This window comes from Pseudoduganella sp. jia 12 (genome assembly GCF_055502675.1).
Map to the genome: position 1 here is coordinate 83868 of NZ_JBUXKP010000004.1, position 15982 is coordinate 99849.

Annotated in this window: 17 protein-coding genes; 7 read left to right on the forward strand and 10 right to left on the reverse strand. The window is 64.0% G+C overall.

The annotated features are described in order from the left end of the window. Positions 1 to 89 precede the first annotated feature (89 nt). Positions 90 to 1223, forward strand: a complete 1134-nt coding sequence (locus tag ACY65G_RS09595) for a hypothetical protein (protein ID WP_464997140.1) — start codon at positions 90 to 92, stop codon at positions 1221 to 1223. 65 nt (positions 1224 to 1288) lie between these two features. Here the strand turns inward: ACY65G_RS09595 and ACY65G_RS09600 are convergent, their stop codons facing one another. The 7 genes from ACY65G_RS09600 to purB form a co-directional block, all read right to left on the reverse strand. Beyond that, positions 1289 to 2338, reverse strand: coding sequence for an acyltransferase family protein (locus ACY65G_RS09600; RefSeq protein WP_464997141.1), 1050 nt, complete (start codon positions 2336 to 2338; stop codon positions 1289 to 1291). A 143-nt stretch (positions 2339 to 2481) separates the two neighbouring features. Next, positions 2482 to 2997, reverse strand: a complete 516-nt coding sequence (locus ACY65G_RS09605) for a Clp protease N-terminal domain-containing protein (RefSeq protein WP_464997142.1) — start codon at positions 2995 to 2997, stop codon at positions 2482 to 2484. Between the two features lie 15 nt (positions 2998 to 3012). Further along, entirely contained in the window at positions 3013 to 3222 is a 210-nt protein-coding gene (locus ACY65G_RS09610; protein ID WP_464997143.1) for a helix-turn-helix domain-containing protein, read from the reverse strand. Between the two features lie 182 nt (positions 3223 to 3404). Beyond that, entirely contained in the window at positions 3405 to 3965 is a 561-nt protein-coding gene (locus ACY65G_RS09615) for a YceI family protein (RefSeq protein ID WP_464997144.1), read from the reverse strand. Between the two features lie 34 nt (positions 3966 to 3999). Beyond that, the gene (locus ACY65G_RS09620) at positions 4000 to 4554 is read right to left on the reverse strand and encodes a YceI family protein (protein WP_464997145.1); all 555 of its coding nucleotides are present in this window, start codon (positions 4552 to 4554) and stop codon (positions 4000 to 4002) included. Positions 4555 to 4572: 18 nt separating this feature from the next. Then, positions 4573 to 5097 (reverse strand): cytochrome b, encoded by a 525-nt coding sequence (locus tag ACY65G_RS09625; protein ID WP_464997146.1) that lies wholly within the window; start codon positions 5095 to 5097, stop codon positions 4573 to 4575. 180 nt (positions 5098 to 5277) lie between these two features. Next, on the reverse strand, positions 5278 to 6651 hold the full coding sequence (gene purB, locus ACY65G_RS09630) for an adenylosuccinate lyase (protein WP_464997147.1): 1374 nt from the start codon (positions 6649 to 6651) through the stop codon (positions 5278 to 5280). 138 nt (positions 6652 to 6789) lie between these two features. On the opposite strand from purB, the gene ACY65G_RS09635 reads away from it, so the two are divergent. Both ACY65G_RS09635 and ACY65G_RS09640 read left to right on the forward strand, forming a co-directional pair. Continuing rightward, a complete protein-coding gene (locus tag ACY65G_RS09635; RefSeq protein ID WP_464997148.1) occupies positions 6790 to 7401 on the forward strand; it encodes a glutathione S-transferase N-terminal domain-containing protein in 612 nt (203 codons plus the stop codon). A gap of 94 nt (positions 7402 to 7495) precedes the next feature. Then, positions 7496 to 8446 (forward strand): PfkB family carbohydrate kinase, encoded by a 951-nt coding sequence (locus ACY65G_RS09640; RefSeq protein WP_464997149.1) that lies wholly within the window; start codon positions 7496 to 7498, stop codon positions 8444 to 8446. Positions 8447 to 8605: 159 nt separating this feature from the next. On the opposite strand, the gene bfr is transcribed toward ACY65G_RS09640, so the two are convergent. Further along, positions 8606 to 9091 carry a bacterioferritin gene (bfr, locus tag ACY65G_RS09645; protein ID WP_130187258.1) on the reverse strand — a complete coding sequence of 162 codons (486 nt, stop codon included), beginning with the start codon at positions 9089 to 9091 and terminating at the stop codon, positions 8606 to 8608. Positions 9092 to 9259: 168 nt separating this feature from the next. Between bfr and ACY65G_RS09650 the strand changes: the two genes are divergently transcribed. Beyond that, positions 9260 to 11572, forward strand: coding sequence for a TonB-dependent receptor (locus tag ACY65G_RS09650; RefSeq protein WP_464997150.1), 2313 nt, complete (start codon positions 9260 to 9262; stop codon positions 11570 to 11572). A gap of 10 nt (positions 11573 to 11582) precedes the next feature. Then, a complete protein-coding gene (locus tag ACY65G_RS09655) occupies positions 11583 to 12263 on the forward strand; it encodes a Fe2+-dependent dioxygenase (protein ID WP_464997151.1) in 681 nt (226 codons plus the stop codon). Between the two features lie 267 nt (positions 12264 to 12530). Here ACY65G_RS09655 and ACY65G_RS09660 read toward each other — a convergent pair whose 3' ends face one another. Beyond that, positions 12531 to 13304, reverse strand: coding sequence for an energy transducer TonB (locus ACY65G_RS09660; RefSeq protein WP_464997152.1), 774 nt, complete (start codon positions 13302 to 13304; stop codon positions 12531 to 12533). 9 nt (positions 13305 to 13313) lie between these two features. Then, a complete protein-coding gene (locus ACY65G_RS09665) occupies positions 13314 to 13523 on the reverse strand; it encodes a (2Fe-2S)-binding protein (RefSeq protein ID WP_137314988.1) in 210 nt (69 codons plus the stop codon). 268 nt (positions 13524 to 13791) lie between these two features. Here ACY65G_RS09665 and ACY65G_RS09670 point away from each other — a divergent pair, with 268 nt between their 5' ends. Further along, positions 13792 to 14064, forward strand: a complete 273-nt coding sequence (locus ACY65G_RS09670) for a FeoA family protein (protein ID WP_464997153.1) — start codon at positions 13792 to 13794, stop codon at positions 14062 to 14064. An 18-nt stretch (positions 14065 to 14082) separates the two neighbouring features. Next, positions 14083 to 15972, forward strand: a complete 1890-nt coding sequence (gene feoB, locus ACY65G_RS09675; RefSeq protein WP_464997154.1) for a ferrous iron transporter B — start codon at positions 14083 to 14085, stop codon at positions 15970 to 15972. The last annotated feature ends 10 nt before the right edge of the window (positions 15973 to 15982 follow it).

A 15982-nucleotide genomic window follows, 5' to 3' on the forward strand; every position in this document is an offset into this window, starting at 1 on the left:
GCAGGCACTAGGTGCGGAAACGAACAGAGAGGTGTGGTTCGAATGTCTATTGTGGAGCAGTCCATTTACAACATGAAAAGGAGACTCTCATGAGCCAATCGAACCAGAATTCCCGCCTCGTCACCGGTCTGTTCAACGATCGCGACAGTGCCGAGCGCGCTTATCATCATGCGACTTCTCGTGGCTACGGCAAGGACGACATCAACGTGCTGATGTCCGATGAAACCCGCAAACGCTACTTCAGTGGCGACCAGGTCGAAACCGAATTGGGCAGCAAGGCTGCCGAAGGCGCCGGCATCGGTGCCGGCGTGGGCGGCGCGATCGGTGCCGCGCTGGCGGCCGTGGCCGCCGTGGGCACCACGCTCGTGCTGCCGGGCCTGGGCGTCGTCGTTGCCGGTCCGCTGGCTGCAGCGCTGGCCGGCGCCGGCGCGGGCGGCCTGACGGGCGGCCTGCTGGGTGCGCTGATCGGTGCCGGCATTCCGGAAGAGCGCGTGCAGCACTATGAAGAAGGCCTGAAGGGCGGCGGCATCGTGATGGGCGTGAATGCACGCTCCGACGAAGATGCGGCACACATCGAATCGAGCTGGAAGGATAGTGCCGGCCAGCACGTGATCGGCACGGGCCTCGGCGCAGCCGGCGGCGCGGCGGCAGGCCTGGCGGCCGGCACGCCGGGCGGCCCGATCGGCATGGCGGCTGGCGCTGTCGTCGGCGGCATCGCCGGCGGCCTGGCAGGCAAGGGCGCGGCCGAGGTGGTGAACCCGAAATCGGGTGACGACCTGAGCGACCACCACCTGGCAACGGGCGTGGGCGCCGGCGGCGGCGCGATGGCCGGCATGGCGCTGGGCGCCGCGGCCGGTCCGGTCGGCATGGCAGCCGGTGGCGCGATCGGCGCACTGGCTGGCGGCATGACGGGCAAGGGTGTCGGCGGCCTGGTCAACCCGGCCGAGGAAAAAACCTACTGGGAACAGCAGCACCGCAACGAGTCGTACTACAACCCGGCTTACCAGTACGACGACTACGATCCGGCTTACTCGCTGGGCTACAACGGCCGTGCCAACTACCGCGGCGACTGGAACACCAACGAAACGAGCCTGCAAAGCGACTGGGAACGCACGAAGGGCAATTCCCGCCTGTCGTGGAACGAAGCGAAGAGCGCCACCCGTTCCGCCTGGGATCGCATCGAGCGCAAACTGCCGGGCGACTGGGACAAGGACGGTAAGTAATAGCGGCAAGCAAGCTCGCGATCTGGCGTGCTGAATGAAAAGGCCGGGATTTTCCCGGCCTTTTTTCACGTGCCCGCGCTGGCGGTTGCCACCCTGCGCCGCGCATTCTTCAACCTCAGCATGGGCTGTTCCACGAGGTAGCAGCTCAGCACGCTGAGGGGCAGCACGATCGCGCAGGCAAGGGCCAGCTTCAGCCACGGCGACAGCGGCGGCAGGTAAGCCACCAGCAGTGTCTGCACCGGCCAGCCGTACAGGTAGACGCCATAGGAAATGTCCGGCAGCCTGTTGAACGATTCCGTCAGCCACATCGGACGGAACGCAAAGTAGAACAGCAGGTAGCCGCCGAACGTGGCCAGGCCCAGTTCGACATAACGGCGCGAAAACATCAATGCCAGCAGCACCATGGCTGCCACCAGCGCGCCGCGGCGCGTGAAGCGGTAGCAGTCGCGGTACAGGTAGAAGCAGCCGCCGGCGAAGAATAGCGAACCCAGCCGCACGATGGGGTCGTTCAGCAGCAGGCCCAGCGGCGCCCACGGCAGCGGCAGACCGAACGAGGCATACAGGTAGGCGGCAAAACCCGCCACCGTCAGTGCCAGCCACACGCCGCGATGCCGCACGCCTCCCGACACACCCAGCAGCAATACCGCCAGGTAGCAGGCGAATTCCCGCATGATCGTCCACATCGAGCCATTCACCTGCGGTTCGGGCAGGCTCTCGAACACGGGTGGTGTGATGGGACCATGCAGCACGGCGAGGCAGAGGGCGACGGTGCTCGTGGACAGTTCCCTGAAGTAGCGCGTGGCATCCGCACCGAGTGGCGCCACGATGTAGACGCAGACCAGGCTGGCGACGATGAACCCGGGATAGATGCGCAGCACGCGCTTGCGCAGGAATTGCGCCGGCACGGGATCGAGATCCCAGCTTTGCACGATCAGGTAGCCGCTCAGCAGGAAAAAGCCGTCCACCGCGAGCTCGCCGAACGACAGCGTGTGGAACAGCTGGGTCAGCAATTCGCGGTGGCGGTCGCCGTCCTGCAGCTCGGGCGCGTGCGACAGCAGCACGAGCAGTGCGAGCAGCAGGCGCAGCAGGTTGAAGTTGTTTTGATGCCGCGTCATCCCCATGAATCCCTCGTATAGTTTAGTTATGAAATTTATATGCATTTTTCATAACAAAATGTACGACGGTAGCGGTTACTAAGCAAGGCGCGGCCGCGGGGATGGTGGCATGGAACAACAAATGGCCGGAAAACCGGCCAGGCTCATGCCGCGTGGCGCGCCGCCGCGGCAATTTCCGCACGGGCGGCAGAGGCCAGCGCCGCGGCATCGGTACCGATCGCCTTCAGGGCGCGTGCCGCCGTGCCCTGCGGGCTCGATGCGACGACCGCCGCCACGTGCGCGCCTGTCAGTGCTTCGCCGGCTGCGCGCGGCCAGTCCGCCAGCGCACGCATCACGGCTTCCATCGATCCCTTGGACCGGTAAATGCCTTTCCGGGGCGGTACCGACGCTTCTCCCGCCACGAGCCCCGGATCGGCACCGACCGCCGCGAGCGCGGCACCATGCGCGGTGGTGATGCCGGCCTTCAGCTGCGATGGATCGGTTCCCGCTGCGGCAAAGGCACGCCGTGCCAGGCCATCCGGCAGGTCGAGTGCCGCCAGCAGGAAATGTTCCGGGCCCGGCTCCGGTTCCCCCATCGTGTTCGCATGCCGCTCGGCGCCCTCGCAAAGGGCCTTGATGGTGCGCATGTCGGCGATGCGCTGTTTCAGTCGCTGCAGCATGATGTTCCTTTCACACTAGGATTGGATCAACGGGGCCAGGCGCTTGTGTGCCGCCTGCTTCGATACGCCCAGCGCATCGGCTACCTGGCTCCAGGACCAGCCCTGGGCAATGGCGGCCGCCACGGCCTGGCGTTCGAGCTTGTCCGCGGCCAGGCGCAGCGCAACGACCGCCGCCAGCGCTTCGGCGGGATCGTCGGGATGGGGGAGGGAAATCATATCGATCATGCGTCAATCTTAGTTGACGATTCGTGCACCGTCAACAAAAGATGACGCAGCCAGGAACATTTCCAGAAACCGGGGTCAGACCCCGATTTTTGGAAATGTTTCCTCGATTCGGGGTCAGACCCCGGTTTCGGGCAACAAAAAGCCCCGCACGCGGCGGGGCTGGCATGGGACGCGGGCAGGGATTACTCGGCCGCGATTGCCTCGACCTGGATGGCCAGCTTCACTTCCGGGGCGAAGTTCGGGGTGCCGAAATTGATGCCGAAGTCAGTGCGCTTGAATTCGGCGGTGGCGTTGGCGCCGCACACTTCGCGTTTCAGGCGCGCATCCTGCACGCACTTGAAGCGGTCCACCTTCAGCTCCACGGGTTTCGTCACGCCGTTCAGCGTCAGTTCGCCGTCCACGCTGGCCAGCTGGTCGCCATTGAACTTGAACGACTTGCCCTTGTAGGTGGCGGTCGGGAATTTTTCGACATTGAAGATGTCCGGCGACTTCGCATGCGAGTTCATCTTCTCGTGGCCGAAGTCGATCGACGTCGTGTCGATCGTGATGTCCATGCTGCCGGTCTTGGCGGCGCGGTCCATCGTGATCGTGCCTTTCGTGTTGTTGAACTTGCCGCGCCACAGCGACAGGCCCTTGTGGTCGGCCTCGAAGCTGGGATACGTGTGGCTCGGGTCGATGTTGTAGGTGGCGGCGTTGGCCAGGCCAGCCATGGCGAGCAGTGCAGCGAACAGCGTGGTTTTCATGCGGTCTCCGTCAGTTGGAAAAATGCGGCAAAGGTCATTGGGATACGACGTGGAACTTGATCGTCACTTCATCGGCCACCATGCTCGTGTCCTTCCACTCGCCTTCGCCGATGTTGTAGGTCAGGCGCTTGATCGGCACCGCGCCGTCGAACACCTGCTTGCCGCCTTCCGTCTTCACGGTAACGGGGAAGGTGACGTCGGCAGCCTTGCCCTTGATGGTCAGCTTGCCGGTGACACTCAGCTTGCCCGCGCCGGCGCTCTTGATCGCGGTGGAGACGAAGGTGGCTTTCGGGAACTGGGCGGAGTTGAACCACTCCTTCTTCGCCACTTCCTTGTTGTACTCGGGGTCGCCCATGTCCAGGCTGGCCGTTTCCACTTCCACCGTGGCTTTCGAGGCATCGGGTTTCGCGACGTCGTAGTCGATCATCACGCTGTGTTTCTTGAACTTCGATTCGACCGGCACGTTCATCTGCTTGAACGTGGCCGACACGGAAGTTTTGGCGGGATCGGTCTTCAGCACGGCGGCGCCGGCCGCCAGCGACAGGCCGGCGAGGGAGGCAAGCAGGGCGTATTTCAAATGCGTTTTCATGGACGGGGCTCTCGTAAGTTAAGGAAGCATGCGTTTCAGGACATCGTCCCGATCGACGAAGTGGTGTTTCAGCGCGGCGGCGACGTGCATCGCCACCAGGGCGGCAAGCGCCATGTTCAGCCAGTAGTGGACGGGCTTCAGCGCGGCTTTCAGCGCCGTATCGGCCTCGAACACGGCAGGAATCTGCCACAGCCCCAGGTAGACGACAGGCACGCCGGATGCCGTCGTGTACAGGTAGCCGGACAGCGGCACGGCAAACATCAGGATATACAGCAGCACGTGCGTCACGTCCGCGGCCCGGGTCTGCCATGGCGCCATGCCGGCAGCATGGACCGGCGGCCGGTTCCGGTGGCGCCACAGCAGGCGCAGCGCGGCCAGCGCCAGCACGGTCACGCCCAGCCACTTGTGCCAGGAAAAGTACTTCAGCTTGGTGGGCGTGAAGCCGGGAATATCGACCATCACCAGCCCCATCGTGAAGGCCGCGATGATCAGCAGCGCGATCAGCCAGTGCAGCACCATCGCGGTTTTCGTATAGCGTTCCATCCGGAGCACCCCTGTTTTTTTAGTATGTTTAGTACGTGTTAGGACTAACAATCCGTCACTGTAGCAAAGAAACAAAGACTCTGCTGGCAGATGCAGAAACGGCAGCCCTTACCCTACAGGATAAGGAGCTGCCGTCATAGGGGCCTATGGTGAGAGGATACTTAAAAGGACAGGAGCCTCTTAGATCGCCTTGGCCAGCTGTGCCGCGATGCCGGTGTAGTTTGCCGGGGTCATCGCCAGCAGCAGGTCTTTCGCTTCCTGGGGAACGGCCAGCTTGCCGATGAATTCCTGCAGCGCTTCCTTCGTGATGCCCTTGCCGCGCGTGAGTTCCTTCAGCTGCTCGTACGGGTTCTCGATGCCGTAGCGGCGCATCACCGTCTGCACCGGCTCGGCCAGCACTTCCCAGCTGGCGTCCAGGTCGGCCGCCAGGCGCGCCGGGTTCACTTCCAGCTTGTTCAGGCCGCGCAGGCAGCTGTCATAGGCCAGCAGCGTGTAGCCCAGGCCCACGCCGATATTGCGCAGCACGGTGGAGTCGGTCAGGTCGCGCTGCATGCGCGAGACCGGCAGCTTTTCGGACAGGTGCTTCAGCACGGCATTGGCCAGGCCCAGGTTGCCTTCCGAATTCTCGAAGTCGATCGGGTTGACCTTGTGCGGCATCGTCGACGAACCGATCTCGCCGGCCTTCAGCTTCTGCTTGAAGTAGCCCAGCGATACGTAGGTCCAGATATCGCGGTTCAGGTCCAGCAGGATCGTGTTGGCGCGCGCAAAGGCGTCGAACAGCTCGGCCATGTAGTCGTGCGGCTCGATCTGGATCGTGTACGGGTTGAACGTCAGGCCCAGGCGCTGCTCGATCACGTTCTTCGAGAAGGCCGGCCAGTCGAACGACGGGTAGGCCGACAGGTGCGCGTTGTAGTTGCCCACGGCGCCGTTCATCTTGCCCAGGATTTCCACATTGGCGATGCGCACCACGGCACGTTCCAGGCGCGCGATCACGTTGGCGAATTCCTTGCCCAGCGTGGTCGGGCTGGCGGTCTGGCCGTGCGTGCGCGACAGCATCGGCAGCTCGGCGTTGACATGGGCGATGTCCTTCAGCTTCGCCACCAGGCCGTTCAGCGCCGGCACCATCACGCCATCGCGCGCGGCCTTGAGCATCATGCCGTGCGACGTGTTGTTGATGTCTTCGGACGTGCAGGCGAAGTGGATGAATTCGGAAGCGGCCACCAGTTCCGGCACATCCTTCACCTGTTCCTTCAGCCAGTATTCGACAGCCTTCACGTCATGGTTCGTGACGGCTTCGATTTCCTTGATGCGCGCGGCATCGGCTTCCGAGAAGTCGGCGGCCAGCTTGTCCAGCAGCGCCGTGGCGCTGGCCGGGAATGGCTTGATCTCGGCAAAGCCGGCCTGCGACAGCGCCTGCAGCCACGCGATCTCGACCTTCACGCGGTGGTGCATGAAGCCTGCTTCGGACAGGATGGGGCGCAGCTTGTCGGTCTTGGACGCGTAGCGGCCATCCAGCGGGGAAAGGGCCGACAACGTGGAATATGGAGTGGTCATGGTGAAGAGGGAGGCAGGAAAAAGAGCGATTTTACCATTGCCGTGCCGTTTTTTTGACCACCGGGCTGGCCGCCGAATGGCCACAGGGCCGCGGGGCCCGATGCTATACTGGGCCACACTCCCACCCCGGTGCCTGCCATGAAACTGATCGGTTCGCTCGCCAGTCCCTATGTGCGCAAGGTGCGCGTCGTGCTTGCGGAAAAAAAGCTCGATTACCAGATGCAGCTCGAGAACGTCTGGGCTGCGGATACCGGCATCCACCTGGTCAACCCGCTCGGCAAGGTGCCCTGCCTGGTCATGGAAGACGGCTACGTGATGTACGACTCGCGCGTGATCGTGGAATACCTCGATACGCTCACGCCGGTGTGCAAGCTGCTGCCGCCGAACGGCCGCGAGCGGGCGGACGTGAAGAACTGGGAAGCGCTGGCCGATGGCGTGACCGATGCCGGCGCGGCCGTGCGTGCCGAGCGCACGCAGCGTCCGGCCGAACTGCAAAGCGAGGCGGCGATCGAGCGCCAGATGACGAAGCTCACGCGCGGCCTGGCATTGCTGTCCGAGCGGCTGGCCGACACGCCCTGGTGCGCCGGCAACCACTACTCGCTGGCGGACGTGGCCGTGGGCTGCACGCTGGGCTGGCTCGGTTTCCGCTTTCCCGAGATCGACTGGCGCGGCAAGCATCCGAACCTGGACCGGCTCGCCAGCAAGCTCCACGAACGGCCCTCCTTCCGGGATACGCAACCCCAGGCCTGAAGGCGTCGCTCATCCATCCATGCGCCCATCCGCGCGCGCGTCGGCCCGCCATGCATTGCGCTACACTGTGGCGTCACGATAGAGCGGGGCGGCCATGGATCAACCTGTAGCGATTTTCGGCGAAGCACTGGTGGACGATTTCAGCACCCAGCGGGTCGTTGGCGGCGCGCCGTTCAACCTGGCCCGGCACCTCGCCGGTTTCGGCCTTCCCGTCACGATGGTCACCCGCATCGGGCTTGACGACAACGGCGCGCTGGTGCGCAGTGAATTCACGCGCTTCGGCATGTCCGGCGCGGGCCTGCAAACGGGCGCCGGCGAGGCCACCGGCAGCGTGCACGTGGAAGTGGGCGCCGACGGCAGCCACCGCTTCACCATCGTGCCCGACCAGGCCTACGACCATATCGACGGCGCCGCCGCACTGGCCGCCGTGCAGGCCGCCCGCCCCGGCATCTTCTGCTTCGGCACGCTGGCGCAGCGCGACCCGGTGTCGCGGGCTGCCCTGCATGGCCTGCTCGAGCAGACGGAAGCCGTGCGCTTCCTCGACCTGAACCTGCGCGCCGGCCACGTGGACGAAACCATCGTGTTCGACTCGCTGCAGCAGGCCGACATCGTGAAAGTCAACGAAGAGGAATTGCAGCAGCTGTTCAAGTGGTACTGCCACACGTGCCCGGACACGGTGAATATGGAGTGCATCTCGGTCGATACCGAATGCCGGGCGATGATGCACAATTTTTCGCTGTCCGCGCTGGTGGTCACGATGGGCGCGCGCGGTGCGCTGTACCTGTCGGCCGATGGCGCGCACCTGGCCGATCACGGCACGGGCAGCAGCGAATGCTTCGTCGATTCGGTGGGAGCGGGGGATGCGTTCAATGCCGTGTTCCTGCTGGGCCGGCTGCGCGGCTGGACGATGGAACGGACACTGGCGCGCGCGAATGCGTTCGCGGCGGCTTCCTGCGGGCATGCGGGCGCGGTGCCGCAGGATTTGTCGTGCTATGCCCGCTGGCTGGGCCAGTGGGCGGGCGAAGAGGCGCCAGGCGGCGCCTGATGCATTGAACCGGTATCGCGAACGAGACGGCGAACCGAGACGGCGAACCGAGACGGTGAACTGATGCCGAGAACTGATGCCGAGAACTGATGCCGAGAACTGATACGACTAACTGATGCCGCGAACCGATGCCAGGCAATGCCTGGCATCGCAACCTTGTCAGTGTGCCTCGTCCGCCGGCGCCATCTGTGTCTGCAGGTAGTTCTGGATGCCGACCTTGCCGATCAGGTCCAGCTGCGTTTCCAGGAAGTCGATGTGCTCCTCGGTGTCTTCCAGGATCGTCAGCAGCAGGTCGCGCGACACGTAGTCGCCCACTTTTTCCGCCTGGGCGATGCCTTCCACCACGGTCACGTGGGCGCCGCGCTCCAGTTTCAGGTCGGCTTCCAGCATTTCCTGGGTGTTTTCACCGATCAGCAGCTTGTGCAGCGCCTGCAGGTTCGGCAGGCCGTCCAGCATCAGGATGCGGTCGATCAGCTTGTCGGCGTGCTTCATTTCGCCGATCGATTCCTCGTATTCCTTTTTCGCCAGCTTGGCCAGGCCCCAGTGCTTGTACATCCGCGCGTGCAGGAAGTACTGGTTGATCGCGGTGAGCTCGTTCGTCAGCTGTGCGTTCAGCAAACGGATGACGTCTTTATCGCCCTTCATGGGAAAGCCTTTTCTTGATGTTTGTCGATCGTGGCATTTTGCCACAGATACCGCGCAATCCCAAGGCAAACCCCTTGCGTTCGTGGTCAAAATGGTGTAATGGCGTTGCGAAAGCAAATGAAAACTATTATCATTCACGTTTTATGCCAACGCTACAACAAGGAAAACATGTCGTTCATCAAGAGCCGCAAGCATTCGCCAGCCACGCTCGCCGCCATCGCCACGCTGGCGATGCCGCTCGCACTGCATGCTGAAGTCAATGGCGCCAACGCCGAACCCATCGCCCAGCAAGGCGACAACAAGATGCCGGAAGTGACCGTCACCGGCCGCGCCGCCAACAACGAATTCCAGATTCCGCAGCGCTCCGCGTCCGACAAGTTCACGGCGCCGCTGCTCGACACCCCGAAATCCGTCACCGTCGTCCCGAGCGAAGTGATCGCACAGACCGGCGCCACGTCGCTGGCCGATGCGCTGCGCACGGTACCCGGCATCACGATGGGCGCGGCCGAAGGCGGCAACCCGGTGGGCGACAACCTGTTCATCCGCGGCTACAACGCCCAGACCGACACCTATATCGACGGCATCCGCGACAGCGGCTCGCAATCGCGCGAAGTGTTCGCGATCGAGCAGGTCGAAGTCGTCAAGGGCCCGAACTCCGCGTACGGCGGCCGTTCCTCGGCCGGCGGCGGCGTCAACATCGTCAGCAAGACCGCCAAGCTGGACAACTTCTACAACGGCACCGTGGGCTTCGGTACCGACAACTACAAGCGCGTGACGGCCGACGTCAACCGCCAGATTGGCGCCGACTCCGCGTTCCGCATCTCGGTGATGGGCCATGAAAACGACGTGCCGGGCCGCGGCCCCGTGGGCGGCGACCGCTGGGGCATCGCGCCCACGATCGGCTTCGGCCTGTCCGGCCCGACCCAGGTCAACCTGTCGTACTACCACATGGAATCGAACGAGCTGCCCGATACCGGCATCCCGTTCAACAACCCGTTCAGCACCGGCCCCAATGTGGCGAAGAACGGCAACGGCACGCCGCTGTCCGTGCCGCGCGACAGCTTCTATGGCCTGACCAACCGCGATTTCCGCGACACCGAAACCGATATCGCCACCGTCGACGTCAAGCACGACTTCGGCAACGGCCTCACGCTGCGCAACGTGACGCGCTACGGCAAGACGAGCCAGGACTACGTGTGGACGCAGCCGGACGATTCGAAGGGCAACGTGGTCCTGTACGGCACCGTGTGGCGCCGCGCCAACACGCGCATTACGGAAACGGAAACGCTGGCCAACAGCACCGCGCTGTCGGGCGAAGTGCGCACCGGCACCCTGAAGCACAACTTCAGCACCGGCATCGAGTTCTCGCGCGAGCAAACCGACCGCGGCACCTATCTGTTCACGCCGGGTACCAACAACCTGCTGACGAACAACACCGTCTGCGCCACGTCCGGCGCGGCAACGGGGTACAACTGCGCACCGCTGGTGGGCGCGAACCCGGACGATCCATGGGCCTACAACCGCGCGCTGTCGCCGGCAAAATCGGGCATTCGTACCAACACCCGCGCCGCGTATGCGATCGACACCATCGAGTTCACGCCGCAGTGGCTGCTGAACATGGGCGTGCGCTGGGACGATTACCGCTCCGTGCTCGATACGCCGCAGTACACGCTGAACGGCACCACCACCCCGACCGTGCATGCCGAGGCGAATGCCACGTTCACCAACTACCAGGCCGGCCTGGTGTACAAGCCGGCCGCGAACAGCAGCGTGTACCTGTCGTACGGCACGTCGTCCACGCCACCGGGCAATGACGCCGGCGACGGCCTGGACGGCCTGACAGCAGCGATCCAGTACCTGAAGCCGCAGGAAAGCCGCAACTTCGAGCTGGGCACCAAGTGGGAAGTGCTGGCGCGCCGCCTGTCGCTGTCCGCCGCGATCTTCAAGAGCGACATGAACAACGCCCGCGTGACGGCGCCGGACGGCACCACGCAGAACGTGGGTAAGAAGAGCGTGCGCGGCTTCGAGCTGGGCGCTTCGGGCAGCATCACCAACGCCTGGCAGGTGTTCGGCGGCTACACGTGGCTGGACGGCAAGGTCGACGACAACGGCTTCGTCAACACGGGCACCGCCGCCGCGCCGATCTGGGCCGCTTCGCCGTACAACGGCAACGTGTTCCCGACCACGCCGAAGCACAGCGCTTCGCTGTGGACCACGTACAAGGTGCTGCCGCACCTCACGGTGGGTGGCGGCCTGAACTCGATGTCGAAGGTGTACGCCAACGTCAACAACAACAAGTGGGCGCCGGGCTACACCCGCTTCGATGCGATGGCGAACTACATCGTCAACAACAACGTCAGCCTGCAGCTGAACGTGCAGAACCTGTCGGACAAGCTGTACTTCGACAAGGTCTCGTCGCCGCACTACGCGGGCGTTGGGGCCGGCCGCAGCGCCTCGCTGACCGCCAGTTTCAAGTACTGAGGAACCACGCGTGATACTGCATATCCCCGGCGTGCTGGCGCCTGAGCAAGTCCGCCAATTCCGTGACCGCCTCGCGCAGGCGGACTGGATCGACGGGCGTGCCAGCGTCGGCTCGCAGGGGGCGGCAGTGAAGCGCAACCGCCAGCTGGCGGAAGGTTCCCCGCTGGCCGTGGAGCTGGGCGGCATCGTCGCCCGCGCCCTCACGGCCAACCCGCTGTTCTTCGCCGCGGCACTGCCGTTGCGGATCCTGCCGCCCTACTTCAATGGCTATGCCGGCGGTGAAACGTACGGCGACCATATCGACGGCGCCATCCGCGTGGCGTCGCCCGGCGGGGCACCGCTGCGGGCGGACGTGTCGACCACGGTATTCCTGTCCGACCCCGACGAGTACGACGGCGGCGAGCTGATCGTCACCGATGCCTATGGCATGCACGAGGTGAAACTGCCGGCCGGCGATGCGATCCTGTATCCGTCGACGACGGTGCACCGCGTGGAACCGGTGACGCGCGGCGAGCGCCTGGCCTCGTTCCTGTGGGCGCAAAGCATGGTCCGCGACGACTGGCAACGCACGATGCTGTTCGAGCTGGACCAGAACATCCAGTCCCTGCGCGCCACCCACGGCGACAGCCCGGCCACCGTCGGGCTGACCGGGCATTACCACAACCTGCTGCGGATGTGGGCGGAGACGTAAGAACCTGAACGACAAAACCGGTGACAGACACCAGTTTTTTTGCAACATATGTTCCGCAAAAATGGGTGTCTGTCACCGGTTTTGAAGCAAAAAACCCGGGCAGGCCCGGGTTTTTTACGACAGCTCTAAAACTGGGGACGTACCCCTGTTTTGAGGAAAAACCGGGGACGTACCCCTGTTTTAAAGAAAGATCGGAAACTGGAGTGCCTGGTCATCTTGTTTCTAGTAAATATTTCCTAGAAACAGGGGTACGTCCCCAGTTTTGCATTACGACAGCTTGAAGTTGATCGGCACCAGCACATACACCGGCACCGGTTTGCCATCTTCCATATACGGCTTGAACATGCTGCGCAATGCAGCTTGGCGGCCCGCTTCGTCCAGGTTCGCGGAGCCGGATGTCTTTTGCACCGTCGCCTGTTCCGGCGTGCCTTTTTCGCTGACCAGCACGCGCAGGGTGACGACACCCGTTTCGCCCAAGCGCCGCGAAATCGACGGATAGACAGGCTGCGGTTGCCGCACGTATTCGACACCCGTCACCAGCTTCGGCGAGGCCGGCGCTGGCGGGGCGGCGACCGGCGGGGCCGGTGGCGCGGGCGCGGCGGCCACCATGGGCGCGGGCTCGGCAGGCTTGACCGGTGCCGGCGGCACGGTGATCGTGTTTTCGATGACGATCGGCAGCTGCGGGATCACCGGCGTGAACACGGGCGGCGGCTTGATGGCCACTTCGACCACCTTCGGCGGCGCGGGCGGTGCCGGCGGCGCGGGTGGCGTCACGAACGTCACGTCGACCACCTGCGGCAGCTTCTTGACGGTATCGGTCACCATGCTGTTCTGCATGGCCCAGAAGCCAACCAGGTGAAGGCCGACAATCAGGGCGATCTTGCCGGATTTGTTGCGGCCGCTGCCAAGGGTGAATTCGAGAGGCGCTTCATTGGCCACATCGGGCGTGGCGGAAGGTTTGGACGTAGGTCGAGGCAGGCTCAGCGAATCCAGCCCGAGCCGCGACACGCCTGGCCGGGAAAGGCCGGGCAGCGTTTGCATGGAATTTCCTCAGGTAGTGAGGGTGGGGCGCTTCAGAACCGTTTCCTGGATCGGCGCGGCCACGTGTTCGTTCAGCACTTCAACGGCGTAGTCCAGGCAATTGCCGCAGCACGTGGAAACACCCAGTGCCTCGCGCAGCCCGTCCATGGTGCTGATACCAAGGTCGATGGCTTGACGGATTTCTCGATCGGAGATGTTGTTGCAAACGCAAACGATCATTGAAACACCTTCTGGCTAGTAAACAGGAAGCCGCGCCAAGGCGGACTCATCAAACGGGCTCATCAAGAACGGCTGATCGGGCAATGGCCCGGGCACCGCGAAGACTTATGGCAAAGCTGCTAATCTTAAGTCTTTCTTAATGAGAATCATTATCATTACGTTTCCTATTCTGCCGCAACACTGCGTACAATGCAAGCGATACCTGCAAATACAAACCATTCGCATTTGCCTCTATAATGATCAAGTTGATTTCCCCCAGAGAATTGTCATGACAGCTGCTTCCTCCTCCATCAGCCTCGACACGCTTGCGGTCGGCAAAAGCGGCACGGTGGTGCGCGTGGCACCCGGCAATTCGCACGATACCGAAGAGGGCGCCGACCTCGCGCGCCGCCTGATGGAGCTGGGCTTCGTGCCCGGCGAAAAAATCCGCATGCTCAAGCGCGGCATGCCCGGCGGCGAGCCGCTGGCGATCCGGGTCGGCAACTCGACCTTTGCATTGCGCCGTTTCGAAGCGGCCCTGGTCGCAGTCCAGCCTGAATAAAACGAGGTCTTAACTAGCATGGGTGTTACCGAGAAAGTGGCGCAGGCCGTAAGCCGTGCGCCGATGATTGCTTTGCTGGGCAATCCGAACTGCGGCAAGACCGCGCTGTTCAACCGCCTGACGGGCGCGCGCCAGAAAGTGGCCAACTATGCCGGCGTGACAATCGACCGCAAGGAAGGCCATTTCACGTCGCCCGCCGGGCATGCGTTCAAGGTGCTGGACCTGCCGGGTGCCTACAGCCTGAAGGCGCACACGCCGGATGAAGAGATCACGCGCGACGTGGTGGCCGGCCTGCGCGCCGGCGAAGCCGCGCCCGACCTGGTGGTGTGCGTGGTCGATGCCACCAACCTGCGCCTGAACCTGCGCCTCGCGCTGGAAGTGCAGCGCCTCGGCCTGCCGATGATCCTGTGCCTGAACATGGTGGACGTGGCCCGCAAGCGCGGCATCGAGGTCGATGCCGACAAGCTGGCCCGCGAACTGGGCATGACCGTGGTGGAAACGGTGGCGGTGCAAAGCGGTGGCGAAAAATCGCTGCTGCGCGCGCTGGACGAACTGGGTCCTATGGCGCCCGTGAAAGCGCGGCCGCTGGCCGCCATCGACGCCGTTTCGGTCGAGGACACCCAGCGCGAGGTGCGCCGCATCCTCGCGGTGGCAACCAATAATATCCAGGGCAGCGAAACGGGCACGGACAAGATCGACAACGTGGTGCTGCACCCCGTTGTCGGCCCCATGATCCTCGCGGTGCTGATGTTCCTGATCTTCCAGGCCGTGTTCAGCTGGGCCGAAGCCCCGATGGGCATGATCGAAGGAGCGTTCGGCGCCATCGGCGAAGCCGTGCAGGGCGTGATGGCCGACGGTGTGCTGCGCAGCCTGCTGGTCGACGGCGTGATCGCCGGCGTCGGCGGCGTGATCGTGTTCCTGCCGCAGATCCTGATCCTGTTCTTCTTCATCCTCGTGCTCGAGGATTGCGGCTACCTGCCGCGCGCCGCCTTTCTGCTCGATCGCCTGATGGGCGGAGTGGGCCTGTCGGGCCGCGCGTTCATCCCGCTGCTGTCGTCGTTCGCCTGCGCGATTCCCGGCGTGATGGCCGCGCGCACGATCCAGAACCCGCGCGACCGGCTGGTGACGATCATGATCGCGCCGCTGATGACATGCTCGGCGCGCCTGCCCGTGTATGCGCTGCTGATCGCCGCGTTCATCCCCGACCGCGAAGTGTGGGGCATCTTCAACCTGCAGGGCCTGGTGCTGTTCGTGCTGTATTTCGCCGGCATCATCTCGGCGATGATCGTGGCGTGGGTCATGAAGCGCACGATGGGCGCGAAACGCCGCCATGCGCTGATGCTGGAACTGCCGAACTACCACCTGCCGAACCTGCGCAACCTGGCCATCGGCCTGTGGGAGCGTGCCAAGATCTTCCTGCTGCGCGTGGGTACGCTGATCCTCACGCTGACGATCCTGCTGTGGGCGCTGTCGAGCTTCCCCGGCGCGCCGGAAGGCGCCACGCAGCCGCCGATCTACTACAGCCTGGCGGGCATGATCGGCCGCGCGCTGGAAGTCGTGTTCGCGCCGATCGGCTTCAACTGGCAGATCTGCATCGCGCTGGTACCCGGCATGGCCGCCCGCGAAGTGGCCGTGGGCGCGCTGGGCACCGTGTATGCGCTGTCCGAAACCGGCGACGAGGTTGCCACCGCGCTGGCGCCGCTGCTGGCCAGCACGTGGTCGATGGCCACCGCGCTGTCGCTGCTCACCTGGTATGTGTATGCGCCCCAGTGCCTGGCCACGCTGTCCGTGGTCAAGCGCGAAACGGGCAGTGCCCGCTATGCATGGATGATGGCCGGCTACATGTTCGGCCTCGCCTACGCCGCTTCGTTCATCGTTTACCAGATCGCCCATTACCTGGGCGCTTGAGGAGTTCGCC

What these genes read in the sequence shown, in the direction of transcription:
- ACY65G_RS09595 (WP_464997140.1), top strand. Translation starts at nt 90, where the DNA reads ATGAGCCAATCGAACCAGAATTCCCGCCTCGTCACCGGTCTGTTCAAC.
- ACY65G_RS09600 (WP_464997141.1), bottom strand. Translation starts at nt 2,338, where the DNA reads ATGACGCGGCATCAAAACAACTTCAACCTGCTGCGCCTGCTGCTCGCA.
- ACY65G_RS09605 (WP_464997142.1), bottom strand. Translation starts at nt 2,997, where the DNA reads ATGCTGCAGCGACTGAAACAGCGCATCGCCGACATGCGCACCATCAAG.
- ACY65G_RS09610 (WP_464997143.1), bottom strand. Translation starts at nt 3,222, where the DNA reads ATGATCGATATGATTTCCCTCCCCCATCCCGACGATCCCGCCGAAGCG.
- ACY65G_RS09615 (WP_464997144.1), bottom strand. Translation starts at nt 3,965, where the DNA reads ATGAAAACCACGCTGTTCGCTGCACTGCTCGCCATGGCTGGCCTGGCC.
- ACY65G_RS09620 (WP_464997145.1), bottom strand. Translation starts at nt 4,554, where the DNA reads ATGAAAACGCATTTGAAATACGCCCTGCTTGCCTCCCTCGCCGGCCTG.
- ACY65G_RS09625 (WP_464997146.1), bottom strand. Translation starts at nt 5,097, where the DNA reads ATGGAACGCTATACGAAAACCGCGATGGTGCTGCACTGGCTGATCGCG.
- purB (WP_464997147.1), bottom strand. Translation starts at nt 6,651, where the DNA reads ATGACCACTCCATATTCCACGTTGTCGGCCCTTTCCCCGCTGGATGGC.
- ACY65G_RS09635 (WP_464997148.1), top strand. Translation starts at nt 6,790, where the DNA reads ATGAAACTGATCGGTTCGCTCGCCAGTCCCTATGTGCGCAAGGTGCGC.
- ACY65G_RS09640 (WP_464997149.1), top strand. Translation starts at nt 7,496, where the DNA reads ATGGATCAACCTGTAGCGATTTTCGGCGAAGCACTGGTGGACGATTTC.
- bfr (WP_130187258.1), bottom strand. Translation starts at nt 9,091, where the DNA reads ATGAAGGGCGATAAAGACGTCATCCGTTTGCTGAACGCACAGCTGACG.
- ACY65G_RS09650 (WP_464997150.1), top strand. Translation starts at nt 9,260, where the DNA reads ATGTCGTTCATCAAGAGCCGCAAGCATTCGCCAGCCACGCTCGCCGCC.
- ACY65G_RS09660 (WP_464997152.1), bottom strand. Translation starts at nt 13,304, where the DNA reads ATGCAAACGCTGCCCGGCCTTTCCCGGCCAGGCGTGTCGCGGCTCGGG.
- ACY65G_RS09665 (WP_137314988.1), bottom strand. Translation starts at nt 13,523, where the DNA reads ATGATCGTTTGCGTTTGCAACAACATCTCCGATCGAGAAATCCGTCAA.
- ACY65G_RS09670 (WP_464997153.1), top strand. Translation starts at nt 13,792, where the DNA reads ATGACAGCTGCTTCCTCCTCCATCAGCCTCGACACGCTTGCGGTCGGC.
- feoB (WP_464997154.1), top strand. Translation starts at nt 14,083, where the DNA reads ATGGGTGTTACCGAGAAAGTGGCGCAGGCCGTAAGCCGTGCGCCGATG.